Genomic DNA, 23782 nt, shown 5'->3' on the forward strand with positions numbered 1-23782 from the left:
GCCATGAGCGAGGCCGCTGCTCTCTCCGCGCCGCGCGCCGGCAGTCCGTGGATCATCGCCGTGCTGGTTGCGCTCGCGACCTTCATGGAGGTGCTGGACACCACCATCGCCAACGTCGCGCTGCCCTATATCGCCGGCGGCATGGGCGTCAGCCAGGACGAATCCTCCTGGGTGGTGACGACCTATCTCGTCTCCAACGCGATCATCCTGACGGCGTCGAGCTATCTCGCCAAGCGTTTCGGCCGCAAGACCTTCTTCCTGCTCTGCCTCGGCCTGTTCACCGTGAGCTCGGTGCTGTGCGGCTTCGCCTGGAATCTGCAGGTGCTGCTGCTGTTCCGGATCATGCAGGGCCTCGGCGGCGGCGGCATGGTGCCGGTGGCGCAATCGATCCTGGCCGACTCCTTTCCCCCGGAAAAGCGCGGCCAGGCCTTCGCGTTGTTCGGCGTCGCCGTGGTCGTGGCGCCGGTGGTCGGCCCGACGCTCGGCGGCTATCTCTCCGACAACGCGTCGTGGCACTGGTGCTTCCTGATCAACGGCCCTGTCGGTGTTGCGGCAATGATCCTGATCGGACTGATCCTGAAGGAGCCGGCCTCAGTCACGGCGGAGCGTCGCAAGCAGGCGCACGGCTTCGATGTCGTCGGATTCCTTCTCGTCGCGACCTTCCTCGGCGCGCTCGAACTGATGCTCGATCGCGGCCTGGAGGACGACTGGTTCGACTCGCGCTTCATCATGGTCACCGCCGCGGTCTGCGTCGCGGCCTTCATCGCCATGATCCCGTGGGAGATGAACCGGAAGAATCCGACCGTGGACGTCCGCATGCTGGCGTCGCGCCAGTTCGGCGCCAGCTTCCTGGTGATGCTGGCGACCGGCGCGATCCTGCTCGGCACCACGCAGATGCTGCCGCAGATGGTGCAGCAGGATTTCGGCTACACCGCGACCTGGGCCGGCCTCGTGCTGTCGCCGGGCGGCCTCGTGACGATGGCGATGATGTTCGTGGTCGGGCGCCTCTCAGGCAAGGTGCAGCCCAAATACATGATCATGACGGGCGCGGCCGTCGTGGCGTTCGCGATGTACGACCTCACTCGGGTCTACGCCAATGTGGATTTCTGGTTCTTCGCCGAATCCCGCATGCTGATCGGAATTGGCCTGCCGCTGATCTTCCTGTCGATCACCACGGCGTCCTACAACGGCATCCCGCCTGAGAAGACCGATCAGGCCTCGGCGCTGATCAACGCCGCGCGCAACACGGGCGGCTCGATCGGCGTGTCGCTGGCGGCCAACATCCTGGCGCACCGTGCGCAGTTCCATCAGAGCCGGCTGGTCGAGAATGCGATTCCGTCCAATCCGGCCTATCAGGACACGCTGCACCAGGTGACCAACTACTTCACCGCGCATGGCAGCTCGCTGGTCCAGGCGCAGCAGCAGGCGCTCGCCTGGATCGGCCAGACCGTGCAGATGCAGTCGTCGCTGCTCGCCTATGTCGACGTCTATTGGGCCTTGATGCTGATTTCGCTGTCAGCCATTCCGCTGGCGCTGACGCTCCGCAAGGTCAAGCTCGGCGGCGGGCCGGCGATGGCGCATTGAGTAGGCACTGTGGTTCGGCTGTCATTCCGGGGCGATGCGCAAGCATCGAACCCGGAATCTCGAGATTCCGGGTTCAGCCCTGGCGGGCTGCCCCGGAATGACGGTCAAGAACATCAGGGGCGCTCACACCTCGTCGGCGATGCCGTTCCGCAACAGTCCGATCTTGTCGATCTCGACCTCGACGATGTCGCCGGGCTTCATCCACAATGGCGGCGTGCGGCGGGAGCCGACGCCGCCCGGCGTCCCCGTGGCGATGACGTCGCCCGGCTCGAGCCGGGTGAACGACGAGCAGTATTCGATCTGGCGCGGGATATCGAAGATCATCTGGCTGATCGTGGCGTCCTGAACGACCTCGCCGTTGAGCCGGGTCTGCAGCCTGAGCGGGCCGAGATCATCGATCTCGTCGGATGTGACCAGCCACGGACCGAACGCGCCGGTGGCCGGGAAATTCTTCCCCGGCGTGAACTGGTGGGTGTGGCGCTGGAAGTCGCGGACGCTGCCCTCATTGTAGCAGGCATAGCCGGCGATGTGCTGCCAAGCCTCGCTGCGCGGGATGTAGCGGCCGGGCTTGCCGATGACGACGGCGAGCTCGCCCTCGAAATCGAGATCGGTCGAGACGCGCGGGCGGATGATGTCGGTGAGATGCCCGGTCTGGCTGTTGGCGAAGCGGCCGAACACCGTGGGGTTCTCGACCTCGGATCGGCCGGTCTCCTTGCGGTGCGTCTCGTAGTTCAAGCCGATGCAGAGGATCTTGTCCGGGTTCGGGATGACCGGAAGGAAGGTGATGGCGGAGAGCGGATACCGCCTCGCGCCCGAGGCCGCTGCGGCCGCTTCCTTCAGCGCGTCCGCTGCGATCGCCGATTTCAGGTCGGGGAAGCGGTCGCGCAGGATAGCACCGAGATCGGCGATGTCAGTGCCCTCGACCAGTCCCCAGGTTGACGCATTGTCGATGGTGAAGCTTGCAAATCTCATCCGATGTCCTCAGGTCGAAACCGCCGCTACGGCGGAGGGAGAAGCCGGTTCTTGCGCCGATTTCGCGAAGCGCGCGATGGTGCGCTCCGGGAAGATCAGCGCGAAGGCCGAGATGGCGCCAACGATCAGCACGCCGGCGGTGAATGTCATGGCGTGGGCGTAACCGAGCGGCGCGTTGTTTCCGGCCTCGCCGACGATCCAGCCGGTGAGCGCATTCGACACCAGCGCGGATGCCGCGTTGCCGGAGTAGATCACGACGATGAGTCGGCCGCGCTGGATCGCCGGCGCCACGGCGCCGAGCGCGACGGGGCCGAAGATCGTGGTGAGGCTCGGTGCGGCGAAGGCGACCGCGATGCAGGCGAGCTGCAGCGGACCCGTCGTGACGATGCTCAACAGCAGCGCGCAGCCGGCGGCGAGCAGCGCGAGACCGGAGGCGTGGCCGAGGCAGGCGCGCAGGCTGAAGCCCTTGCGCTGCAGAACTTGCGTCAGCCAGGAGCCGCCGAGCAGCAGCGGCGACTGGAACAGGTAGATCCCTGAGATGATCCAGCCGACATCGACCTGCTTGTAGCCGAGCCCGAGCTGCAGAAAAGGCGGCAGCCAGGTCGCGGACATGCCGACGATCCAGTACGACGCGGTCGACATGATGATGACGCCGATCACGGTCGGATCGGCCCACAGCACGCGCGCCGGCAACGCCTTGTCCTTCGCCGCCGAAGCCTCCGGCGCAAGGGCGGAGTAGGGTCCTTCGCCGCCGACCAAGAACCAGCCGAGCATCCAGGCCAGCCCGAGCAGGCCGCAGAACAGGAAGCCGGTGCGCCAGCCATAGCTCACGATGACATAGGTCAGGATCGGACCGCCGGCCAAGAGACCGACGCTGATGCCCTGCAGCACCACGGCGCTCGGCACGCTGCGCCGGTCGGCGGGAAACCAGTTGTAGCAGGCGTGCAGCGCGGTCGGCAGGCCCGGCCCTTCGCCGGCGCCGAGGATGATGCGGCAGATCACCAGCACCGCGATCGAGCCGGAGAAGAAGATCGGGATCTGCGTCGCCGACCAGACACCGGCCATGATCAGGAGCAGCCACTTCACCGGGAAGCGGCCGACCACGAACATGCCGACCGCCATGCCCGACAGCGAGAACAGCAGGAAGAAGCTGCTGCCGATCAGGCCGAACTCCTTCGGGCTCAGACCCAGCTCCTTCATCATCGGCACGGCCGAGAGGCCGAACACCAGCTTGTCGAAGAAGTTCAGCGTCTGGAACAGGAACAGCATGATGAGGACGGCGATCGCGCGTCCTCCCACACTGGGTCTGGCGGTGTCGGATGATGTCGTCATGGCGTTTCCCCGTTTGATAGTCTCTTGTTTTGATTAGTGCAGTCGTTCGTTCAACTCGCTCAGCAGCGCGGCGAGCTCCGGCGCGTCCGTCGCGACGCCGTAGACATAATGGTCGGGGCGCACCAGCGCGGCGCGGCAGCCGTGGCGTTCGAACCAGCGTGCGACGACGGCGCTCTCCTCGTGCAAGCCGTGACCGCCGATGGCGATCACACTGATCCCGGCGTCACGGGTCGCAGCGTCGATCGAGCTCGAGTTCAGTGCGCCCCGCCGGTCGAGGACGAGCCGCCATCCGGTGCCGGCGACGGTATCGAGCAGGGCACGCCCGCCATCACCGACGATCCAGGGCTGCGGAAACAGCGTGCCATTGGCCGCGTTTGCCTTGGTCGCGAGCAATCCCTGCGTCAGCGGCGGCACGATCTCCTGCCGGGTGATGGTGCGCGGCACGCCGCCGCCTTCGGCAAGGATACGCGCATCGCGTGCCGCTGCGGCCTCCGGATCCTGCTCGCAGATGACGCGGCCGATCGCCTTGATGCGCGTGGTCAGCTCGCGCACATGCGTGCTGCGCTCGATCTCGTAGCTGTCGAGCAGGGCCGCGGTCGATTGTCCGCGCAACACGCGCGCGAGCTTCCAGCACAGATTGGCTGCATCGCGCAGGCCCTGGCACATGCCCTGGCCGATGAAGGGCGGCTGCTGATGCGCGGCGTCGCCGGCGAGCAGGACACGACCCTGGCGCCAGCGGCGCGCGACCAGCGCATGGAAGCGGTAGCTCGCCGCGCGCCACAGCTCGCCATCGTCCGGAGAGAGCCAGGGGGAAAGCAACTGCCAGACCTGCTCCGGCTGCTCCATCGCCTGGCGGTCTTCCCCCGCTCGCAGCATGATCTCGAAGCGACGATGGTCGCCGGGGCCGATGATGTAGGTGGTCGGACGCGCGGGATTGCAGAATTGGGCTGCGGTGGCCGGGAGCTTGCTGACGCCGCCGTCATTCACGAGAAGATCGACCACCAGCCACGGCTCGTCGAAGTCGAGATCGTCGAAGCTGATGCCGAGCTGCTGGCGCACGGTGCTCGAGGCACCGTCGCAGGCGATGACATAGTCCGCGGTGACCTTGCGCATCGTGCCGTCCGCCCGCTGCAGCGTGATGGTCGCCGCCGTTGCATCCTGCCGGATTGCGACGAAGGTCGTGCCAAGCTCGACCGTGACGGAAGGACAGCGGTGAACACGATCGCGCATCACCTGTTCGACCGGCGGCTGCGTGAACACCATGCTCGGCGTGTAGCCGAGAGGATAGGGCTCGCCGACCATGTCGATGCGGCGGATCAACTGCCCTTGTGCGCCGAAATGCTCGGACGCGGGGAACGGCGCGACGTAGTGGCTGACTTGTTCGGCGATGCCGAGATTGTCGAACAGCCGCATGATCTCGTGATCGAGCGCGATCGCGCGCGGCTTGTCATAGATGTCGATAGCGCGGTCGATCGCGAGCGTTTTGATGCCCTGCGTGCCGAGCAGGCTCGCGGCGATGGCGCCGGTCGGACCGAAGCCGATGATGACGGCCTCGAAATGCTTGTGATCTGACGTGGCGGACATGGAAACTCGGAGTTGGAGAATGAGTCAGGCGGCGTAGCCGACCGCGAGCTGCGCGGATTTGACGTGCTCGGCCTTGGGCGGCGCGATGCCCCATTGATCGGTGCGGCCGGGCGGCCAGACCCAATGCTCCGGCCCGCGCACGACGTAGTCGTCGTCGACCTGCAGCACCTCGGCGGTGTATTCGATCACGGTGCCGACAGGATCGATGAAGTAGGCGAAGACATTGTCGCCGGGGCCGTGGCGTCCGACACCCCAGGCGATCGGATGACCGGCATCGATCATGCGGCCCGCGCCGCGCATCACGCCCTCCCAGGTCGGCATCAGGAAGGCGACGTGGTTGAGCCCGTTGACCTTCGCCGCAGCGATCACGACGGCATGGTGGTCCGAATTGCAGCGAACGAAGGCCATCGCCGCGGAGCGGTCGGTCAGGCGGAAGCCGAGCGCCTTCTGGTAGAATGCCGCCGAACGATCGACATCGGTGCTGTTGAGGTTGACGTGGGCGAGCCGCTCCGGGAGCTCGGGCCGCGGCGGCTTGGCGTCGTGCCTGATGTCGCCATGCACGAAGCGCAGCACGCCGCCTTCGGGGCCGCGCAGGCTCATGATCACGCCGCCGTCGGGGCCGAGGTTCGGCGCTGGCGCTGCGATCAGCGTCGCGCCTTCATGGATGGCGTTGCGGCCGACGGCATCGAATTCACTGGAATCGGCGAGGCGGAATGTTACCGCCTGCAGCTCGGTGCGCTCGCTCCGGTGCAGCGCCACGACGTGATGGTCGCTGCCGGTTGCACGGAGGTAGACGATGCCGTGGGCCTCAGCGACGCGCTCCAGCCCCCAGGTCTGTCGATAGAACGCTTCCGAACGCGCGAGATCTGGCGTGCCCAGATCGACGCTGCGCAGAGCCGCGACCGGAAACCGGGTCATGAGCGTGTCCTCCTGCGCGATGCCCGGGTGAGGACGCGCGACGTTTCTGTCCCTGGCCGGCGAAACCGGCTCGTCCCTTTTATTACAGAAAAAATCAAAATCAATCAGAATTTATAAATTTTATGTTCTGTGGCCCGGCTCTATATATATCGTCTGATTCAGAGGAGATCGGACGTGGATGCGGTTTTGGAGGCCGAGGGGCAGGGCCCATCGACGCAGGCGAGTCATGTGTATGACCGGCTGCGCGAGGACCTGCTGTCCGGCCGGCTGGCGCCGTCGCGCAAGCTGCAGATGCGGTTTTTGACCGAGACCTATCAGACCGGGCAGACACCGCTGCGCGAGGCGCTCAACCGCCTGACTGCCGACGGACTGGTCGAGGTGCGCGAGCAGCGCGGCTTCTACGTCAAGGACATCAGCCGCGCCGAGCTCGCCGAGCTGACCAAGACGCGCTGCTGGGTCGAGGCACTGGCGCTGCGCGAGTCGATGGCGGCGGCGACGCCCGATTGGGAAGAGCAACTGGTGCTGGCGCAGCATCGGCTCAGCCGCGCGCCGCGCTCGCTCAGCGCGACGACGTTCGAGGACAATCCGGAGTGGGAGAGGCTGCACCGGATCTATCATCGGGTCCTGATCTCGAACTGCGGCTCGCAGTCGCTGATCGCGTTCTGCGGCCAGCTTGCCGACCAGCTCTATCGCTACCGCCGGCTGTCGATCCGCAAGGCGTTTCCGTCACGCCCCGTCGGCGACGAGCACGCCGACATCGTGAACGCCGTGCTCGACGCCGACACCGAACGCGCGGTTGCGCTGCTCACGGCGCACTATCAGCGCACCGCGGACGTAATCCTGCAGGACGAGACGATCTTTCCGGAGCTGCGCAAGGACAAAAAGATTTAGGATCACGTCGTCGCGGCGAGGAAGAAGTCGACGCGCTTCTCGACATGCGCCTGGGCTTCCTTCTTCAGGGCGCGCATGTCCTCGCCGAGCAGACTGCGGATCAGCACGGCGAACACGACGAGATCGAGGAAGATCCGTGCGCTGTCCTCGATGCGGTCGGCCGAGAAGGCGCCCTTGCCGGCGAGACCTTCGGCGCGCGCGAGCTCGCCGATCGCGTGGCTCACATTGCAGGTGGCGCGCTTGCGCGCCGTGTCCTGGATCTCGAGCGTCAGCTCGGGAAAGCGCGGACTCTCCGCAATCGCGGTGCGCATCAGGCCGATCGTGTCCTCGACGAAGGCGCGCTCGATCAAGGTGAGCCCGAGGCTGATCAGCCGGGCGCGGAAGGTGCGGCCCTGCGGCGCCAGGTTCTCATACTGCGTGTTGCGCGCGGCCTGGCGGCCGATGACGGCCGCGAACAGCGCGGCCTTGCTGGGAAATCGCGCGTAGATGGTCGGCTTGCCGGCGCGCGCGGTCTGCGCGATCTCGTCGACGCTCGCGCCTTCGAAGCCGTTTGCGAGGAACACCGTCTTTGCCGCGTCGAGAATGCGCTCCTCGACCTCGCCGGCACGTTCGAGCGGAGGCCGCCCCACCTTGCCGCGCGCCGTCTTGGAAGCAACCATTCGATCCGCCATGGCTTTCTTTCGAGGCCTTTGTGTTCCCATCCTGTTTGGCACAGGGGTCGGGATTGTTCAATCAACGCGGCCGGGGCCGCTGCTCTTGTCTGGGGTGTTAACGCGTTCCACGGAATATCAGCTTGCCCGTGGGGTCTCGAACACCGAGACTGCACAAAACGAGTTAGGAGGAAAACCATGGGACGGACATTCGTTCATTTGGCGTTGCTCGCCGTCGCCTGCGTCGCAGCCGCGCCACTCGCTCATGCTGAAACCGTCGTTCTGAAGTCTGAACTCAAGGCCGCCAACGAGGTGCCGCCGAACGCGTCCGCCGCGTCGGGCGCGGCCGAAGCGAGCTTCGATACCGCAACCAAGACGCTGAGCTGGAAGGTTACCTTCTCCGGCCTCAGCGGCCCGCCGATCGGCGCGCATTTCCACGGGCCCAGCGAGCCCGGCAAGAACGCCGGCATCGTGCTGCCGTTCAAGAGCCCGGAGCCGCCGATCACGGGCTCCGCCGTGATCACCGATGCGCAGGCGGCCGATCTGCTGGCCGGCAAATGGTACGCCAACGTCCACACTCAGGCGAACCCGGGCGGCGAGATCCGCGGACAGATGACCAGGCAGTGAGGCGTGTGCCCGACGCGCGCGGGCTCCCCGTCACGCGGCCAGTTCCGGCTCGCCGGCCTGGCCGGGAACGGCCGAGGCCCGGCGCACGTCGAGGAACTGCTTGAAACGGCCGAGCGACATCGGCTGTGCGACCAGATAGCCCTGGCCTTCCTCGACGCCGCAGGCGACCAGCGCATCGACCTGCTCCTGATGCTCGATGCCCTCGGCGACCACGGACATGTCGAGCTCGCGCGCCAGCGCCACCAGCATCTGCACCACCACCACGGCGGACTGGTCGCGGGTGATCGCGTCGACGAAGAACTTGTCGATCTTCAGGATGCGCGCGCCGAGCCGCTGGATGTAGGACAGGCCGCTATGGCCGATGCCGACGTCGTCGAGCGCGACGCGGAAGCCGAGCTCGCTGAGCTCCTTCACGACATCAGTCGCCTTGGTGAGATCGGCGAGCTCCTCGCGCTCGGTGACCTCTAGCACGACTTGGCGGGGGGAGACCGACGAGGATGCGACCGTCTTGCGTAGATCGTCGATGAAGCGGTCGCCGAGCAGATGGCGCGGGGTGATGTTGACGGACAGCTTGAACAGCTTGTCCTGCTTCATCTCCGGCTGCAGCTCGCGCAAGGCGGTCTTGAGAAGCTGCCAGGTCAGCTTCTCGATGCGGCCGGTGCTCTCGGCGAGCGGGATGAAGCTCATCGGCGGGATCAGCCGGCCGTCCGGCTTCTCCCAGCGCGCCAGGATCTCGCAGCCGACGATGTCGCCGGTTTTCAGTCGGAAGGTCGGCTGCACATAGGGCTTGAACTCGTTGGCCGCGAGCGCGCGGTCGAGCTCGGCGACTGGGTCCACCGGCCGGCTGAGATAGCTCGCCAGCAGCAGGCCGAACATGCCGCCCAGCGTGCCGGCGGCGAGCATCGTCAGGAGATAAGCGAGGTCGCGGCGCGCGCTCAGGCTCTGCGGTCGCACATGGATCGTGGCCTGCAGCGGATAGCGGTCGGACACGGTGGTGAAGGCGACGGTCTGCGCCGGCGTCTTGGCTAATGTCTCGGGTTGATAGCCGGCCACCTGCTCGCCATCGGGCAGGGTCAGGGTGACGTTGCTCTCGGCGCGCAGGCCGACCGGCATCACGTCCAGCAGGTTGCCGTCGATGCGCAGGATCGCCGCCAGCGACCGTTGCGCGTCGATGTCGCGCATCACGCCGAACGCGGCGCCGGTGAACTGCTCGACGCGGAACAGCCGCAGCTCGCCGTCGGCGGACTTGAACATCTCGTCGCGCCGCGCCCAGCCATTGTCGAATTCGAGCGTTTCGGAATAGGCCGCGCACTCGACCGCGCCGTCGCGATCGACGGTGCGGATGTCCTTGATGATGGTGCCTTGATAGACGTGAAGGCGCAGCGCCTGTAGCGCGACGGCGCTGCAATCCATCGGTCCTTTCGCGATCAGACGGTTCAGGATCGATCCGGCCGAGTCGATCGCGGCCTCGGAACGGCGCAGCGCCACCTTGCTGAGCTCGCTGAGCTGCCGCGCGGTCTGGTTGCCGATCAGCGCGGTCACGGCGAAATCGGCGCCGGCGAGGAAGATCCCGACGCAGGCGGCCACCGCCCCGACACGAAGCATGTGTTTGCGCTGCAATGCCATCGTGTGGTGAACACCCCCGTATGACCACGGGTATCCTTCAATCCAACCTTCAACTTTCCGTATATGCGCCCCAGGATGCCCGTCCGCAGCGGCAAGGTGGGCTGTGCGCGCAGAAAGCTGGTTAAGGAAGTGCTACCGGCTCAGGCCGCCTTGTCGGTCGTGCTGCGCGGCACCGCCGCCTCGGCGCGCCCGGCCGGGAGCAGCATCAAGGCGGCGAGCGCCGACAGGCTGAGGCTCGCCGACACGATCAGCACGCCGCGGCCGAGCCCGTCGATCAGCAGGCCGAACAGCAGCGGCGCGAAGGCCTGGCAGATCCGTGACGGCGCCCCGATCAGGCCGAGCCGGTAGGCGTAGTTGACGGGGCCGAAGATCGCGAGCGGCAGGGTGCCGCGAGCGATCGTCAGGATGCCGTTGCCGGAGCCGTGCAGCAGCGCGAAGGCCGCCGCGGCGCCGCCGCCGAACAGACCGATCGTCACGGCGGCGATCGGATGGGTGATGCAGGCGAGCCGCGCCGAGGCGAGCGGATGGAAGCGGCTGAGGAAGCCGGCCTCGAACACCCGCGCGGCGACCTGCGCCGGCCCGATCATCATGCCTGCGAACAGCGCCTGCGCCGGCGTCGCGCCGAACGCCTGCATCAGCCGCGGCAGATGCACCGCCATCGCCGCGGTCACGGTCCAGGCCGCGGCCATCGCGAACGCGATCAGCACCATCGGGCGGTCGAGCGGGATGTTGGGCTTGCCCGTCGGAATCTCGCCGGGCGCCATCGCGGTCGCCCGCGGCAGCGACAAATTGAGCGGCAGGCCGATCACGAGATGCGCGATCGCCCAGGCGAAACAGGTCTCGCGCCAGCCGATCGTCGCGAGCCCCAGCGTGCTCAGCGGCCAGCCAACGGTGGAGGCGAAGCCCGCGATCAGGGTGATGCCGGTGATCGCGCCGCGTGCATCCTTGCCATAGATGCGCCCGAGCGCGCCGAACGCGGCGTCATAGAGGCCGAGCCCCATGCCGACGCCGAGCCACAGCCACGCCAGCGCCATCACCCACAGCGAATGCGACAGGCCGAGCAGCGCCAGCCCGATCGCCAGCACGATGTTGGAGGCGCACAGCACCTGACGGCCGCCGACGCGGTCGATCTGGCGGCCGATGCGCGGACCCAACAGGCCGGAGATGATCAGCGAGGCCGAGAACGCGCCGAAGAACCAGTTGTTGGACAGGCCGAGATCCCTGGCGATCGGGTCGGCGAGGATGGCGGGAAGATAGTAGCTCGATCCCCAGGCCAGCGTCTGGGCGGTGCCGAGAGCGATGACCACGCCCAGCCGTCGTGCCTGCATTCCGTTAAACCTCTGCTTGGCTCTACGTCACGAACAGCCGCAGCCGCTGCGGCCAGCCTCCTTGGCCTTGGCATCATCGGCACAGCAACTGTCTACGCCGGACGGCGCCGGTCCGCCACAGCAGCCGGGCAGGGCTGCAATGCTCGTGAGCCCGCCGCGGGTGCAGACGCCGATCTCCGGCAACTTCAACGGCGCTGCCGCCGCCGAACGCCTTCGCCGGATCTCGTCGCTGCGCAACAGCCAGATCGCCTGCGTGCCCGGCGCGTCCTCGGCCAATGCGGCCAGGTCGATCAAGGTGCCGATCGCCGAGTGGCCGGCGCCGATGATCGCGACCGTCTTGGCGTCCGTCATTTACTCATCCTATACTTCTAGAAGTATCGAATTAAAGGGCGAGATCATCAAGCGGCCGGCCTCGCGGTGCCGCAGTCGCGCTCCTCGACGCAGCATTCGGAAACCAGAAAGCCGAGCAGGGACCGCATCACGTCGTATTCGGCATGGCAGACCAGCGTCGTGCCCTCGCGCATCTGCGAGATCAGCCCGACCGCGACCAGCGTCTTGACGTGGTGCGACAGCGTGGACGCCGGGACCTTCAGCCGCTCCTGCAGCCGGCCGACCGGCATCCCGGCATGCCCGGCGCGCACCAGCGCGCGGTAGATCTTCAGGCTCGTGGTGTTGCCAAGGGCTTCCAGGCGGGCAGCGGCGTCATCGAGCTTCATGGCGTGAAGGATGCGGCATGCGGCCCGCCGGAGTCAAACGATATTTCTAGAATATTGGAAATATCTATGAGCGCGCGCCGCGCGCGGTCGGTTGTCCGGCGCGCTATCTCAGCCGGTAGCCGGCATGGCAGCCGACGCAGGCGGCCATCGTCTCGCCGAGCGCCTTCAGCGCCGGCTTGAGGTCTCCGGTCACGCCCGCGTTCTGCGCTTCGATGGCGAACCGGCTCGCCGCCTTGTGCATCGTCGTTCCGGCCTCCTGCATGCCCTGCGGCATGAACCCGGCGACCTCAGCGGCACCGTGCAGCCGCAGCGAGCTCATCCCCAGGCGTTGCTCAGCGATCTGGCCGGCCTTGTCCGGCTCGCCCGCCGCCAGCGCGTCGTTGATCTGCTGCAGCGCCAGCAGATGGTCGCGCATGTTGGCGAGGGTGTGCTCGGCGAGATCGGGCGGAAACGCCACCCGCTCGCGCGGGTCTGGCGGAAGCGCCCCGTGGCTGCCGTGGTCGTGATGGCCGTGGTGCTGCGCCGTGGCGATGCCGGCGGACGCAACGAAGGCCAGCACAATGGCGGCAAGACGCAGGCGCATGAGGACCTCCATTTGAGCGAACGCGGTGACGTCTTCCCTAGACCGCGCAGCCGGCGGCGCATATGATCCTGATCATATGCCGAGGATCATCCATCTCCCGCCCGAGGGCACGCGCCCGCCGCTCGACTGGCGCGCCCTTGCACGGCTGTCGCCATTGCTTGCCGCTCTGCCGGCGGCCGCGCGGTTGCAGACCCGGCGCATCCAGGTGCCGCACCAGGGCACGGTGTTCTGTCGGGGTGATCGGCCGCGGGCGATGTTCTTCGTGCTGACCGGCGAGGTGCGATTGCTGCGCCGCTCGCGCGCCGGCGACGACATCATCCTGCAGCGTGCGCGGCGGGGCTTTCTCGCCGAGGCCAGCCTCGATCAGGCGTCGTATCATTGCGACGCCGTCGCGGCGCAGGATTCAGCGCTGCTCGCGATCGACCGCAAGGCCTTCGCCGAAGCGTTGCGTCGTCCCGAGATCGGGGACCGATGGTGCGATCATCTCGCCCGCGAGTTGCGCACGGTCCGGGCGCAGTCGGAGCGGCTCAGCCTGAAGACCGCGCGCGAGCGGATCGTGCATTTCATCGAGACCGAAGGGGAGGGCGGCGAGGTCGAGCTCGGCCGGTCGAAGAAGGACTGGGCCGCCGAGCTCGGCGTCACCCATGAGGCGCTCTATCGCGCGCTGGCGCGCATGGAACGGGACGGCGAGCTCATCGTCGACGGCACCCGCCTGCGCTTGCGGTGAGCCTTCGGGCGCCTCGTCTCCCGTTCGTCGACACTGACCATTCGAACTCGTCGGCCTTGACGCCGACTCTCTTTATATCGAGAATTCTGGATATATGGAAAACGAACAAGCCGTTCTGGCCTTGGCGGCGCTGGCGCAACCGACGCGCCTGCAGGCCTTTCGCACCCTGGTGCAGCACGAGCCCGACGGTCTGCCGGCCGGCGAGCTCGCACGTCTGCTGGATGTGCCGCAGAACACGCTGTCGGCGCATCTGTCCGTGCTGGCGCGCGCCGGCCTCGTCAGCTCGATCAGGCACAGCCGATCGATCGTCTACCGCATCGACCTCGCGCAATTTCAGAAGGTCGCGCTGTTTCTGCTGCAGGACTGTTGCGGCGGCCGACCGGAGGTCTGCGCTCCCGTCGTCGCAAGCCTCAGCCCCTGCTGTCCGCCCAAGCGCAAGGAGAAGAATCGTGTCTGACTTCGTCTACAATGTGCTGTTCCTCTGCACCGGAAATTCGGCGCGCTCGGTGCTGGCGGAATCGATCCTGCGCAAGGACGGCGCCGGCCGCTTCCGCGCCTTCTCGGCCGGCAGCACGCCGAAAGGCGCGGTGCATCCGTTGGCGCTCAAGACCCTCGCGCGCATGGACTATCCGACCGACGATCTGCGCTCGAAGAGCTGGAGCGAGTTCGCCGTCGCCGGCGCGCCGGCGATGGATTTCGTCTTCACCGTCTGCGACAACGCCGCCGGCGAGGCGTGTCCGATCTGGCCGGGGCAACCGATGACCGCGCATTGGGGCATCGAGGATCCGGCGGCGGCCGAAGGCACGGAGCTGGAGAAGCTCGCGGCGTTCACGACCGCCTTCCGCTATCTGAAGAACAGGATCGACGCCTTCATCAATCTGCCGCTCGGTCGCATCGATTCGATGTCGCTCGGCACGCGGCTGCGCGAGATCGGGACGGGCGAGGGGGCAACGTCGTTCCGCTCCGACGTGGCCTGATCTGATGACGATCTTCGAGCGCTATCTGACGGTCTGGGTCATGCTCTGCATCGTCACAGGCATCGGTCTCGGCCATCTCATGCCGGGGCTGTTCGCGGCTGTCGCGTCGGCGGAGGTGGCACGGGTCAATCTGCCGGTCGCGGCCCTGATCTGGCTGATGATCATTCCGATGCTGCTGAAGATCGATTTTGCCGCGCTCGGCAACGTGAAGGAGCATTGGCGCGGCATCGGCGTCACCCTGGTCGTGAACTGGGCCATCAAGCCGTTTTCGATGGCTCTGCTCGGCAGCGTTTTCATCGGCCACGTGTTCGCGCCGATGCTTCCCGCAAGCCAGTTGTCGTCCTACGCGGCGGGTCTGATCCTGCTGGCCGCGGCGCCGTGCACGGCGATGGTGTTCGTCTGGTCGAATCTGTGCGAGGGCGAGCCGCACTAAACGCTGAGCCAGGTCGCGCTCAACGACGTCATCATGGTGTTCCTGTTCGCGCCGCTGGTGGGCCTGCTGCTCGGCGTCGCCTCGATCTCGGTGCCATGGACCACCCTGCTGCTGTCGGTGCTGCTCTACATCGTTGTGCCCGTCATCATCTCGCAACTCTGGCGTCGCTCTTTGTTGCGGACGAAGGGCGGGGCATTGGAGCGCACCTTGCGCGTGCTGCAACCGGTCTCCCTCGCGGCGCTGCTCGGTACGCTCGTGCTGCTGTTCGGCTTCCAGGGCGAGCAGATCCTGAAGCAGCCGGTCGTCATCGCGATCCTTGCCGTGCCGATCCTGATCCAGGTCTATCTGAACGCGGGCATCGCCTATTGGCTCAGCCGCCGGCTCGGCGTGGCCTGGTGCGTCGCGGCTCCGGCCGCCTTGATCGGCGCCAGCAATTTCTTCGAGCTGGCGGTTGCCGCCGCGATCAGCCTGCTCGGGCTCGACTCGGGGGCCGCGCTCGCGACGGTCGTCGGGGTTCTCGTCGAAGTCCCCGTGATGCTCTCGGTCGTGCGCATCGTCGGGGCGACGCGTCGCTGGTACGAAGCGGGACTGCCGGCCTAGCTCCGCGCGGTGCTTCGCCAGGGGCCGGTTCGCCTCACCGCCGCGGCTCGTCCTGATCGTCGTCGTCGCCTTCGCGCTCGCGGCGGGCCGGCTCGTAGCTCAGCGGCGGGCTTTCGGCCCGCGCATGCAGCGCCGCAAGATGCGGGTAGGCCCCAAGACCAGCTCCAAGACCAGCTCCAAGATCAGCTTCAAGACCGCCGTCCACGGCACGGGCCACCGGCACCAGCGTGGGCGCCGTCTCCCGGCTGGCTTGTGACATGGCCAAGATGCCGCCCAGCCCCGCCAGCACGGCTGCCAATGTCATCGTCTTACGCATGCTCGTCTCCGAACTCACCGCCCCCGGCTCGCTCCGTCCTGAAGCGATCATGCTGCAACGAGACTGACGGCATCCCGTCGGGTCGTGTCAGCGGGGAGTCAGCTTGCCTCGGGCAGGATGCCGATCCTGTGCGAGTTTCCACCCCCGCATCTGTCTGATGCGCAATTCCGACATCGGAAGTTCAAACTATCATCCGCACCACCTCGGTAGCATTTGCGAATGCTCCGCAATTCGTGCCCCGCAATTCGAACCAGTGGCGAGAGCGCAACGAATGACGACGATCTCTGAAGATGACGGCGTCAGGCCCCGGAAGGATCATGCATTTGCCTCAAATTGGACGGTTCATGCGCATCACGGCATCTGCGATGCTGATCTCTACGGCTGCGTCCGCGGCGACGGTGGCGCGCGAGGATGATCGTGAGCGCCGTGATGCCATGCGTCATGCCGTGGAGGCGGGCGACGTCTTGCCGCTGTCGCAGATCCTGCCGAGATTGCGTGGCCGGGTCGCCGGCGACGTGATGGGGATCGATGTCGAGCGCCTGCGTGGCCGCTGGCGCTATGAGTTTCGGGTGATCGGCCGCGATGGCCGCGTGCGTGAGGTCTATGTCGATGCGCGCAGCGGCGAGATCGAACGGATCGAGGAAAAGTAGATGCGTGTGCTGCTGGTCGAGGATGATCCGCGGCTGGCGTCCGACCTGGTGCGGACGCTGCAGGCGGCGGGCTATCTGGTCGAAACGTCCGACAACGGCGAGCAGGCCTGGTTTCTCGGCGACACCGAGGATTATGGCGCCGTGATCCTCGATCTTGGCCTCCCCGGCATGGACGGCCTGTCGGTGCTGAAGCGCTGGCGCGGCGCGGGGCGACACATGCCGGTGCTGATCCTGACGGCGCGCGCGAGCTGGGCGGAGCGGGTCGACGGCATCGATGCCGGCGCCGACGACTATCTGCCGAAGCCGTTTCGCAACGAGGAGCTGCTGGCGCGATTGCGCGCGATCGTGCGGCGGTCCGCCGGCCGTGCGGCGCCGGTGCTCTCGTCCGGCGACCTGACGCTCGACGAGCGCCAGATGAAGGTCAGCCTGTCCGGCGTGCCGGTGACGCTGTCGCAGCTCGAATACCGGCTGATCGCCTATCTGCTGCGGCAGAGCGGCCGCGTCGTGCCGCAGCATGAGCTGGAGGAGAACGTCTACGGCCTCGGCCACGAGCACGACTCCAACGCGCTCGAGGTGCTGATCCGGCGCGTCCGCAAGAAGCTCGGCGCCGACATCATCGAGACCCGCCGCGGCTTTGGCTACATGATCCCGGAGACGGCGGAATGAGGCTCGGCTCGCTGCGGCTGCGGCTGGTGGCGGCGGGCACCATCGCGCTGCTGGTCGCGCTCGGCGTCGCCGGCTTCGGCATGGTCGTGCTGTTCAAGCGCCACGTCGCGCGGACGCTCGCCTCCGATCTCGACATTCACCTGCGCCAATTGCTGAACGGCCTCGAGGTCGATGCGGAAGGGCGCATCGTGGTCGCGCGGCCGCCGGCCGATCCGCGCTTCGTGGTGCCGCTGTCGGGGCTGTACTGGCAGATCTCGGACGATCATGGCCAGTTGCTGCGCTCGCGCTCGCTGTGGGACACCATCCTGCCGCTGCCGATCGACGAGCCCGGACCGAGCGACGTGCATCAGCATGAGCTCGCCGGGCCGGATGGCGAACACGTGCTGGTCGCCGAGCGCGGCATCCTGATGAATCCGGAAAGCCAGATCCGCGTGCGCGCGGCCGTGGCCTACGGCCTCGACGGTGCCACCAGCGCGGTGCTGACCTTCGCCAAGGATCTGTCGATCGCGCTCGCCGTGCTGGCCGTCATCCTCGCCGTCGGCACGTCGGTTCAGGTCACTCTCGGCCTGCGTCCGCTCGGCGTGCTGCGCCGTGGCGTCGCCGAGATCCGCAGCGGTCGGCGCCAGCATCTTCCCGTGGACGTGCCGACCGAGGTGGCGCCGCTGGTCGAGGAGGTCAACGCGCTGCTCGATGCGCAGCAGCGCGAGATCATGCGCTCGCGCAGCCGTGCGGCCGATCTCGCCCACGGCTTCAAGACGCCGCTCGCCGCCCTCACGGCCGACGCCGCGCGCTTGAGGGAGCTCGGCCAGCTCGAGCTGGCGCGCAACATCGAGGATGTCGCCGAGGCGATGAGCCGGCAGGTTGATCGCGAGCTGGCGCTGGCGCGGCTGCGCGGCAAGGCCCGCGGCGGGCCGGAGGCCGCGACCGAGCTCGCGCCTTTGGTGAATGCGCTGCTCGGGACGCTCGGCCGCACGCCGGCGGCCGCCCATGTCAGCTTCGATGGCGAAGTGCCCCCGGGCCTGAGCGTCGCCATGGATCGGACGGATCTCGCCGAGGTGCTCGGCAATCTGCTGGAGAACGCCGCGCGTCATGCGGCGAGCACGGTTCGCATCGTCGCGAGTGCCACCCCTCTGATCGTCATCGTCGAGGATGACGGTCCGGGCATTCCGGACGCGAAGATCGGCCGCGTGCTTGAGCGCGGCGGCCGCCTCGACGAGCAGGGGCCGGGCAGCGGGCTGGGGCTCGCGATCGTGCAGGACGTGCTCGAAGCCTATGGCTGGCGGCTGCAGATCGGCCGTTCCGAGCTGGGCGGCGCCAGGATCACGATCGCGCCGGCCATCGTCTCGGCGCTCCGCTGGCCGCAGCCCGCGATGTCCCAGGCGACCCCGGCGCCGTCCATTCTGACAGTAGGCTGACATCCCGCGTCAGCGGCGCGACGCCCCCGGTCAGCTATTACCTCAGGTCATGACGCCCCGCGCGGCTTGCCACCGCGGGGGGTGCCCAATGGTCGAAGGAAGCTGATCATGCGTATTCGAAATTCCGCCAAGGCGTATGGGTCCGTCGCGATCGGGCTGCACTGGATCGTCGCCGTGCTGGTGCCGGCGGCCTGGATCTCGGGTCATCTCGGCGACATCCTGCCACGCGGCTCTCATGACACGGGCCTGTTCATGCACGTCTCGCTCGGGCTGGCGATGCTGGGCTTTGCGCTCGCGCGCCTGGCCTGGCGCCTGGCCGATCCGCCGCCGGCGCCTGAAGCGACCAAATTCGGCGCGTGGACCGTTCACATCGGCGAGATCACGCATCTGCTGATCTACGGCATCATGTTCGCCATTCCGGTCCTCGGCATCGTCACCCAGTTTGCCCGCGGCTACGGCTTGCCGGTGTTCGGCCTGTTCGAGATCGCCTCACCCTGGGTCGGCGACCGCGGCTTCGCCCACGACTTGAAGGAGATGCACGAGGCGCTGGCCAATGGCCTGATGATCCTGATCGGCCTGCACGCCGGTGCGGCGCTGCTGCATCATTACTGGCTGCACGATCGCACCCTGCGGCGGATGGTGCCGGGACTGCGGTGATCGGTCCTGTCATCCGGGCCTGCTAAGAGGCCTCCGTCGATCACGCCATCGGAGGCCGTCATGCCGGCAACGCCGCACATCGAAAAGCACTTCACCGCGTCGGAAGTCGTCCGCGACGTCGTGATCGGCATGGCCGACGGGCTCACCGTGCCGTTCGCGCTCGCCGCCGGTCTCTCGGCTGCGGTCGCCAAGACCGACGTGATCGTCACCGCCGGCCTTGCCGAGGTCGTCGCCGGCGCGATCGCGATGGGGCTCGGCGGCTATCTCGCCGCCCGCTCCGACGCCGAGCATTATGCCGCCGAGGAGAAGCGGGAGCACGACGAGATCGAGCACCTTCGCGGCCGCGAGGTCGAGGAGGTTGCGGCGATCTTCCGCGGCTATGGTCTCGAAGGCCAGGCCTTGACCACCGTGGTCGACGCCATCGCGTCCGATCGCAAGCGCTGGGTCGACTTCATGATGCGCTTCGAGCTCGGTCTCGAACGCCCGGATCCGAAGCGCGCGCCGGTCAGCGCCGTGACCATCGGCGGCTCCTACGTGATCGGCGGCCTGATCCCGCTGATCCCCTACATGCTGGCGCCTGACATCTCGTCCGCACTCCGGATCTCCGTGGTCGCAACCGGCATCGCGCTCTTGATCTTCGGCGCCATCAAGGGCCACTTCACCGGCGTCAACAAGATCAAGTCGGCGCTGCAGACTGCGCTGGTCGGCGGCCTCGCCGCCGGCGCGGCATTCTGGCTGGCGCATCTGTTCGGGTAGGGCGGGACAGGATTGCGGTCGAGGCCATTCGGAAGAAGGTCACCGGGCCGGTCATGATTGACGAGGACCGTAGGGTGGGCAAAGGCGCGCCGGGGCGAGGCCTTGTCGGGCGAGCTTTCGCGCGCGCCGTGTCCACCGCCCGCACCCAGCGCCGCCGATGGTGGGCACGCGCCGCCTTTGGTGTCGCTTTGCCCAGCCTACGGCAGCGTCGTCTGCGGCAAAGGGCTTTGCCCGAGTTCGAGATCGCCGCGCCGGCAGACCCTTTCGGATTGGTCAGCCTCGTGCCATGATGCGTGATGATGCGCGCGCTTCTCCTCATGACTTCGATCACAGTGCTTGCAACCGCTCCGGCCGCAGCTCAACGGTTCGATGGCATTGATCCGGTGTGCCTCCAGACATGGGAGTGGGGCGGTTCCAGCACAATCTCGTGCCAGTACAGGTCGTGGGAGGCGTGTAGAGCGGGGGCTGCGGGCATGTCGGCCATGTGCTTGCGGAACCCCTATGCACAACGCCCGTCTGAGCCAAGCCGCCGTCGGCCTCCCCGGTAGGCGCCGATTGCGATCTGACAAGACCCCAATCGTCAACGGAGCAGGCACGCGCCGCCCGATGCTTGCTCGGGCTGATCGGAACCAGTCTGCATTTCTGAGAAAAATAAATCTGTTGCCATTTTTCGGAAATCGTGCTTGATTGTCTCCATCCCGTGCTCCTCGAGAGGGGCGCTTCGCGATCGTCACGGAACGTTGGGCGCGGGATGCGGTGGCTGCAGGGTGCCGCAGCGTGGGGCGACTCGCGCGGACGAACGGCAGCTTGCGGACGCGAAGTCGCGTGGTCCTGGCGCCCCGATGCTGGCGCCAAGTCTTCGGGCGATGATCCCGAGGGCGACGGTGACTAACAAGCCGGTACACCGAGGAGATCGCGAAGTAAGCGTGAAAACCATCGCGCGGGGAATGCCGGGATGTCTCGGCTGAACCTGTGGTGACTGCCGCCTGCTTTTTTTCTGCAGGCGGGCCATGGGGGCGGCCAGCTCCCGGCATTCCCTGCGCCCTCTGCCTGATCGGGGGGCAACACCGTTGACATCACTCGGGCGCCTAGCGCCGCGAGAGCAGTGACGCACGTCTTCACGGCGATGCCCAGGGGGAGGGAGCGCGGGAACCAAATTCCGCAGCCAAGGTTAGCTGGCATGCAGGAGGACTCCCGATGCGCCGTCCGAAGATTCAGCCGTCCCGCAACAAGCTCGACATGACCGATCAGGCCCAGGTCCGCGTGGTGACCAAGCGGCTGAAGATGTCGCCCGGGGAATTGTCCGAGATGGTCGAACGCATCGGCAACTCCATCGCTGCCATCACCAAGGAAGTCGCGCAGCAGCGAGCCGCGAAGGCAGCGCCGGAAGGAGCTGTGATCGCGTCGGTGACGGTGACCGAGACCAAGGCGGAAGTGATCGTGCCGGACGAGACGCCAGCGGCAACCTAGCAATCGACGCTGATCATCGAGACCCCCGGCAATCGATCTGGGGAATCGGACGAAGGGGGCAAAGGATGGACCGACGCACCGACCTCGGTGACGCTTTGACGCAGGCGGCGTTCAATCTGCGCAAGACCAGGATCAGCGAAGGCCGTCCGTTTCCTCTCGGCGCGACCTGGGACGGGCTCGGCGTCAACTTTGCGATCTTTTCCGCCCATGCGACCAAGATCGAGCTGTGCCTGTTCGACGACACCGGCGAGACCGAGCTCGAGCGCATCGAGCTGCCCGAATACACCGACGAGGTCTGGCACGGCTACCTGCCGGCCGCGCGGCCCGGCACGGTGTATGGCTATCGCGTGCATGGACCCTACGAGCCGGACGCCGGTCACAGGTTCAATCCGAACAAGCTCGTGATCGACCCCTATGCCAAGCAGCTCGTCGGCAACCTGCGCTGGGGGCCGGAGCTGTTCGGCTATCGGCTCGATCATGCCGACAAGGACCTGTCGTTCGACGACCGCGACAGTGCGCCCTTGATGCTGAAGTGCCGGGTCATCGATCCCGCCTTCACGTGGGGCACCTCACGCAAGCCGGAAATTCCGTGGGAGCGGACGATCTTCTACGAGATGCACGTCAAGGGCTTCACCAAGCTGCATCCGCTGGTGCCCGAGGCCGACCGCGGCACCTTCGCCGGCCTCGCGCATCAGGACATTCCGGCCTATCTGCGCTCCCTGGGCATCACCTCCGCCGAGCTGTTGCCGATCCACGCCTTCATCGACGACAGCTATCTGGTCGAGAAGGGGCTGCGCAACTACTGGGGCTACAATTCGATCGGCTTCTTCGCGCCGGAGCCGCGCTATCTGAAGACGCCGTTCGCGACCGAATTCAAGACCATGGTCAACCAGTTCCACGCCAACGGCATCGAGGTCATCCTCGACGTGGTCTACAACCACACCGCCGAAGGCAACGAGCTCGGGCCGACCTTGTCGTTCAAAGGCATCGACAATGCCAGCTACTACCGGCTGATGCCGGACCAGAAACGCTACTACATCAACGACACCGGCACCGGCAATACGGTGAACCTGTCGCACCAGCGCGTGCTGCAGCTCGTCGCGGACTCTTTGCGCTATTGGGCGACCGAGATGCGGGTCGACGGCTTCCGCTTCGATCTCGCCACCATCCTGGCGCGCGAGCCCTATGGCTTCGACGAGGGCGGCAGCTTCCTGGATGCCTGTCGTCAGGACCCTGTGCTGTCGAGCGTCAAGCTGATCGCCGAGCCCTGGGACATCGGTCCGGGCGGCTATCAGGTCGGCCAGTTTCCACCGGGCTGGGCGGAATGGAACGACAAGTTCCGCGACACCGCGCGTGCGTTCTGGAAGGGCGACGGCGGCACGCTCGCCGATTTCGCCAAGCGCATCTCCGGCTCGGGCGATCTGTTCAACAAGCGCGGCCGCCGCCCCTGGGCGAGCGTGAACTTCATCACCGCGCATGACGGCTTCAACCTCAACGACCTCGTCTCCTACAACGACAAGCACAACGAGGCCAATGGCGAGGACAATCGCGACGGCCACAGCAACAACCACTCCTGGAATTGCGGCGTCGAAGGACCGACCGACGACCCCGAGATCACCGCGTTGCGCGAGCGCCAGAAGCGCAATCTGCTGGCCACGATGCTGCTGTCGCATGGCACGCCGATGCTGCTGGCCGGCGACGAGTTCGGCCATACCCAGAACGGCACCAACAACGCCTATGCGCAGGACAATGAGACGACCTGGCTCGACTGGATGGGCATCACGCCGCAGGGGCGGGCGTTGCGCGAATTCACGCGCAAGCTGATCGCCATGCGCAAGGCGTTTCCGATCCTCTATCGCAGCCGCTTCCTGATCGGCTCGCACAATGAGGACCTCGGCGTCAACGACGTGACCTGGCTCGACCCGTCGGGCGAGGAGATGACGACGGAGCAGTGGACTGACGATCACGCGCGTTGTTTCGGCATGCTGCTCGACGGCCGCGCCCAGGAGACCGGCGTCAAGCGGCGTGGCTCGGATGCGACGCTCCTGCTGGTCTACAACGCGCATTTCGACGTCGTGAACTTCACGCTTCCGTCCGTGCCCGAAGGCCATAATTGGCTGGCGCTGCTCGACACCAACCAGCCGGACGCCCAGCCGCAGTCGCTGCCCTTCGGCCACGTCTACGAGGTGACCGGCCGCTCGCTGCTGGCACTCGGCCTGTCCTCGGAGCAGCAGCCGATGCGCGGCCTGCGCCATGGCCTCGGTGCCCTGCTCGATATCGCGGAGGCGCCGCTGGGGTAGGATG

General features: G+C 66.8%; 25 protein-coding genes and 1 pseudogene. 15 read left to right on the top strand and 11 right to left on the bottom strand.

Annotated elements, in window-relative coordinates; translation table 11 throughout:
• Positions 1–3: 3 nt before the first annotated feature.
• Complete coding sequence (locus QX124_RS27870) at positions 4–1584, top strand: DHA2 family efflux MFS transporter permease subunit (protein ID WP_315798854.1); 1581 nt, start codon at positions 4–6, stop codon at positions 1582–1584.
• A gap of 123 nt (positions 1585–1707) precedes the next feature.
• On the opposite strand, the gene QX124_RS27875 is transcribed toward QX124_RS27870, so the two are convergent.
• Genes QX124_RS27875 through QX124_RS27890 form a run of 4 tightly spaced genes read right to left on the bottom strand, consistent with a single transcriptional unit; the run spans position 1708 to position 6390 of the window.
• Positions 1708–2556 (bottom strand): fumarylacetoacetate hydrolase family protein, encoded by an 849-nt coding sequence (locus QX124_RS27875; protein ID WP_315798855.1) that lies wholly within the window; start codon positions 2554–2556, stop codon positions 1708–1710.
• Between the two features lie 9 nt (positions 2557–2565).
• The gene (locus tag QX124_RS27880) at positions 2566–3888 is read right to left on the bottom strand and encodes an MFS transporter (protein ID WP_315798856.1); all 1323 of its coding nucleotides are present in this window, start codon (positions 3886–3888) and stop codon (positions 2566–2568) included.
• A gap of 33 nt (positions 3889–3921) precedes the next feature.
• Complete coding sequence (locus QX124_RS27885; RefSeq protein WP_315798857.1) at positions 3922–5472, bottom strand: bifunctional 3-(3-hydroxy-phenyl)propionate/3-hydroxycinnamic acid hydroxylase; 1551 nt, start codon at positions 5470–5472, stop codon at positions 3922–3924.
• Between the two features lie 24 nt (positions 5473–5496).
• Positions 5497–6390, bottom strand: a complete 894-nt coding sequence (locus QX124_RS27890) for a VOC family protein (protein WP_315777156.1) — start codon at positions 6388–6390, stop codon at positions 5497–5499.
• Between the two features lie 174 nt (positions 6391–6564).
• On the opposite strand from QX124_RS27890, the gene QX124_RS27895 reads away from it, so the two are divergent.
• Positions 6565–7281 carry a GntR family transcriptional regulator gene (locus QX124_RS27895; protein WP_315712735.1) on the top strand — a complete coding sequence of 239 codons (717 nt, stop codon included), beginning with the start codon at positions 6565–6567 and terminating at the stop codon, positions 7279–7281.
• A 2-nt stretch (positions 7282–7283) separates the two neighbouring features.
• Here QX124_RS27895 and QX124_RS27900 read toward each other — a convergent pair whose 3' ends face one another.
• Positions 7284–7940: a TetR/AcrR family transcriptional regulator gene (locus tag QX124_RS27900; protein ID WP_315777158.1), complete on the bottom strand. Its 657-nt coding sequence runs from the start codon at positions 7938–7940 to the stop codon at positions 7284–7286.
• 189 nt (positions 7941–8129) lie between these two features.
• Between QX124_RS27900 and QX124_RS27905 the strand changes: the two genes are divergently transcribed.
• Positions 8130–8558, top strand: a complete 429-nt coding sequence (locus QX124_RS27905; RefSeq protein ID WP_315738854.1) for a CHRD domain-containing protein — start codon at positions 8130–8132, stop codon at positions 8556–8558.
• 30 nt (positions 8559–8588) lie between these two features.
• Here QX124_RS27905 and QX124_RS27910 read toward each other — a convergent pair whose 3' ends face one another.
• The 5 genes from QX124_RS27910 to QX124_RS27930 all read right to left on the bottom strand — a co-directional run bounded on the left by QX124_RS27910 (position 8589) and on the right by QX124_RS27930 (position 12811).
• Entirely contained in the window at positions 8589–10163 is a 1575-nt protein-coding gene (locus tag QX124_RS27910; protein WP_315798858.1) for an EAL domain-containing protein, read from the bottom strand.
• A 161-nt stretch (positions 10164–10324) separates the two neighbouring features.
• The gene (locus QX124_RS27915) at positions 10325–11512 is read right to left on the bottom strand and encodes an MFS transporter (protein WP_315798859.1); all 1188 of its coding nucleotides are present in this window, start codon (positions 11510–11512) and stop codon (positions 10325–10327) included.
• Between the two features lie 27 nt (positions 11513–11539).
• On the bottom strand, positions 11540–11863 hold the full coding sequence (locus QX124_RS31945; protein ID WP_409997761.1) for a hypothetical protein: 324 nt from the start codon (positions 11861–11863) through the stop codon (positions 11540–11542).
• Positions 11864–11910: 47 nt separating this feature from the next.
• The gene (locus tag QX124_RS27925) at positions 11911–12228 is read right to left on the bottom strand and encodes a metalloregulator ArsR/SmtB family transcription factor (protein ID WP_315798860.1); all 318 of its coding nucleotides are present in this window, start codon (positions 12226–12228) and stop codon (positions 11911–11913) included.
• A 103-nt stretch (positions 12229–12331) separates the two neighbouring features.
• The gene (locus tag QX124_RS27930; protein ID WP_315777161.1) at positions 12332–12811 is read right to left on the bottom strand and encodes a hypothetical protein; all 480 of its coding nucleotides are present in this window, start codon (positions 12809–12811) and stop codon (positions 12332–12334) included.
• Positions 12812–12887: 76 nt separating this feature from the next.
• Between QX124_RS27930 and QX124_RS27935 the strand changes: the two genes are divergently transcribed.
• From QX124_RS27935 to arsB, 4 genes and pseudogenes are all read left to right on the top strand, one after another.
• Positions 12888–13538, top strand: coding sequence for a Crp/Fnr family transcriptional regulator (locus QX124_RS27935; RefSeq protein WP_315798861.1), 651 nt, complete (start codon positions 12888–12890; stop codon positions 13536–13538).
• Positions 13539–13632: 94 nt separating this feature from the next.
• Positions 13633–13995 (top strand): helix-turn-helix transcriptional regulator, encoded by a 363-nt coding sequence (locus tag QX124_RS27940; protein ID WP_315798862.1) that lies wholly within the window; start codon positions 13633–13635, stop codon positions 13993–13995.
• The gene (locus QX124_RS27945) at positions 13988–14515 is read left to right on the top strand and encodes an arsenate reductase ArsC (protein WP_315798863.1); all 528 of its coding nucleotides are present in this window, start codon (positions 13988–13990) and stop codon (positions 14513–14515) included. The genes QX124_RS27940 and QX124_RS27945 overlap by 8 nt, the downstream gene beginning before the upstream one ends.
• Positions 14516–14519: 4 nt before the next feature.
• Positions 14520–15548 (top strand): annotated as a pseudogene (gene arsB, locus QX124_RS27950) (ACR3 family arsenite efflux transporter).
• Positions 15549–15582: 34 nt separating this feature from the next.
• On the opposite strand, the gene QX124_RS27955 reads toward arsB, so the two are convergent.
• On the bottom strand, positions 15583–15864 hold the full coding sequence (locus QX124_RS27955) for a hypothetical protein (protein ID WP_315777164.1): 282 nt from the start codon (positions 15862–15864) through the stop codon (positions 15583–15585).
• Positions 15865–16208: 344 nt separating this feature from the next.
• Here QX124_RS27955 and QX124_RS27960 point away from each other — a divergent pair, with 344 nt between their 5' ends.
• The 8 genes from QX124_RS27960 (at position 16209) to glgX (ending at position 23778) form a co-directional block, all read left to right on the top strand.
• On the top strand, positions 16209–16514 hold the full coding sequence (locus tag QX124_RS27960) for a PepSY domain-containing protein (protein ID WP_315738841.1): 306 nt from the start codon (positions 16209–16211) through the stop codon (positions 16512–16514).
• On the top strand, positions 16515–17180 hold the full coding sequence (locus tag QX124_RS27965) for a response regulator transcription factor (protein WP_315773329.1): 666 nt from the start codon (positions 16515–16517) through the stop codon (positions 17178–17180).
• Positions 17177–18595, top strand: a complete 1419-nt coding sequence (locus tag QX124_RS27970; RefSeq protein ID WP_315798864.1) for an ATP-binding protein — start codon at positions 17177–17179, stop codon at positions 18593–18595. Before QX124_RS27965 ends, QX124_RS27970 begins: the two co-directional genes overlap by 4 nt.
• A 108-nt stretch (positions 18596–18703) precedes the next feature.
• On the top strand, positions 18704–19252 hold the full coding sequence (locus QX124_RS27975; protein ID WP_315798865.1) for a cytochrome b: 549 nt from the start codon (positions 18704–18706) through the stop codon (positions 19250–19252).
• Between the two features lie 60 nt (positions 19253–19312).
• On the top strand, positions 19313–20008 hold the full coding sequence (locus QX124_RS27980) for a VIT1/CCC1 transporter family protein (RefSeq protein ID WP_315758349.1): 696 nt from the start codon (positions 19313–19315) through the stop codon (positions 20006–20008).
• Positions 20009–20307: 299 nt separating this feature from the next.
• A complete protein-coding gene (locus QX124_RS27985; RefSeq protein ID WP_409997762.1) occupies positions 20308–20556 on the top strand; it encodes a DUF3551 domain-containing protein in 249 nt (82 codons plus the stop codon).
• Positions 20557–21205: 649 nt separating this feature from the next.
• Positions 21206–21478 (top strand): DUF3606 domain-containing protein, encoded by a 273-nt coding sequence (locus tag QX124_RS27990; protein WP_315738834.1) that lies wholly within the window; start codon positions 21206–21208, stop codon positions 21476–21478.
• 65 nt (positions 21479–21543) lie between these two features.
• Positions 21544–23778: a glycogen debranching protein GlgX gene (glgX, locus tag QX124_RS27995; protein ID WP_315798866.1), complete on the top strand. Its 2235-nt coding sequence runs from the start codon at positions 21544–21546 to the stop codon at positions 23776–23778.
• Positions 23779–23782 lie beyond the last annotated feature (4 nt).

It is taken from the genome of Bradyrhizobium sp. SZCCHNRI3043 (assembly GCF_032377735.1).
Taxonomy (GTDB): Bacteria; Pseudomonadota; Alphaproteobacteria; order Rhizobiales; family Xanthobacteraceae; genus Bradyrhizobium.

What these genes read in the sequence shown, in the direction of transcription:
- QX124_RS27870 (WP_315798854.1), top strand. Translation starts at nt 4, where the DNA reads ATGAGCGAGGCCGCTGCTCTCTCCGCGCCGCGCGCCGGCAGTCCGTGG.
- QX124_RS27875 (WP_315798855.1), bottom strand. Translation starts at nt 2,556, where the DNA reads ATGAGATTTGCAAGCTTCACCATCGACAATGCGTCAACCTGGGGACTG.
- QX124_RS27880 (WP_315798856.1), bottom strand. Translation starts at nt 3,888, where the DNA reads ATGACGACATCATCCGACACCGCCAGACCCAGTGTGGGAGGACGCGCG.
- QX124_RS27885 (WP_315798857.1), bottom strand. Translation starts at nt 5,472, where the DNA reads ATGTCCGCCACGTCAGATCACAAGCATTTCGAGGCCGTCATCATCGGC.
- QX124_RS27890 (WP_315777156.1), bottom strand. Translation starts at nt 6,390, where the DNA reads ATGACCCGGTTTCCGGTCGCGGCTCTGCGCAGCGTCGATCTGGGCACG.
- QX124_RS27900 (WP_315777158.1), bottom strand. Translation starts at nt 7,940, where the DNA reads ATGGTTGCTTCCAAGACGGCGCGCGGCAAGGTGGGGCGGCCTCCGCTC.
- QX124_RS27905 (WP_315738854.1), top strand. Translation starts at nt 8,130, where the DNA reads ATGGGACGGACATTCGTTCATTTGGCGTTGCTCGCCGTCGCCTGCGTC.
- QX124_RS27910 (WP_315798858.1), bottom strand. Translation starts at nt 10,163, where the DNA reads ATGCTTCGTGTCGGGGCGGTGGCCGCCTGCGTCGGGATCTTCCTCGCC.
- QX124_RS27915 (WP_315798859.1), bottom strand. Translation starts at nt 11,512, where the DNA reads ATGCAGGCACGACGGCTGGGCGTGGTCATCGCTCTCGGCACCGCCCAG.
- QX124_RS31945 (WP_409997761.1), bottom strand. Translation starts at nt 11,863, where the DNA reads ATGACGGACGCCAAGACGGTCGCGATCATCGGCGCCGGCCACTCGGCG.
- QX124_RS27925 (WP_315798860.1), bottom strand. Translation starts at nt 12,228, where the DNA reads ATGAAGCTCGATGACGCCGCTGCCCGCCTGGAAGCCCTTGGCAACACC.
- QX124_RS27930 (WP_315777161.1), bottom strand. Translation starts at nt 12,811, where the DNA reads ATGCGCCTGCGTCTTGCCGCCATTGTGCTGGCCTTCGTTGCGTCCGCC.
- QX124_RS27935 (WP_315798861.1), top strand. Translation starts at nt 12,888, where the DNA reads ATGCCGAGGATCATCCATCTCCCGCCCGAGGGCACGCGCCCGCCGCTC.
- QX124_RS27940 (WP_315798862.1), top strand. Translation starts at nt 13,633, where the DNA reads ATGGAAAACGAACAAGCCGTTCTGGCCTTGGCGGCGCTGGCGCAACCG.
- QX124_RS27955 (WP_315777164.1), bottom strand. Translation starts at nt 15,864, where the DNA reads ATGCGTAAGACGATGACATTGGCAGCCGTGCTGGCGGGGCTGGGCGGC.
- QX124_RS27960 (WP_315738841.1), top strand. Translation starts at nt 16,209, where the DNA reads ATGCGCATCACGGCATCTGCGATGCTGATCTCTACGGCTGCGTCCGCG.
- QX124_RS27965 (WP_315773329.1), top strand. Translation starts at nt 16,515, where the DNA reads ATGCGTGTGCTGCTGGTCGAGGATGATCCGCGGCTGGCGTCCGACCTG.
- QX124_RS27970 (WP_315798864.1), top strand. Translation starts at nt 17,177, where the DNA reads ATGAGGCTCGGCTCGCTGCGGCTGCGGCTGGTGGCGGCGGGCACCATC.
- QX124_RS27975 (WP_315798865.1), top strand. Translation starts at nt 18,704, where the DNA reads ATGCGTATTCGAAATTCCGCCAAGGCGTATGGGTCCGTCGCGATCGGG.
- QX124_RS27980 (WP_315758349.1), top strand. Translation starts at nt 19,313, where the DNA reads ATGCCGGCAACGCCGCACATCGAAAAGCACTTCACCGCGTCGGAAGTC.
- QX124_RS27985 (WP_409997762.1), top strand. Translation starts at nt 20,308, where the DNA reads ATGCGCGCGCTTCTCCTCATGACTTCGATCACAGTGCTTGCAACCGCT.
- QX124_RS27990 (WP_315738834.1), top strand. Translation starts at nt 21,206, where the DNA reads ATGCGCCGTCCGAAGATTCAGCCGTCCCGCAACAAGCTCGACATGACC.
- glgX (WP_315798866.1), top strand. Translation starts at nt 21,544, where the DNA reads ATGGACCGACGCACCGACCTCGGTGACGCTTTGACGCAGGCGGCGTTC.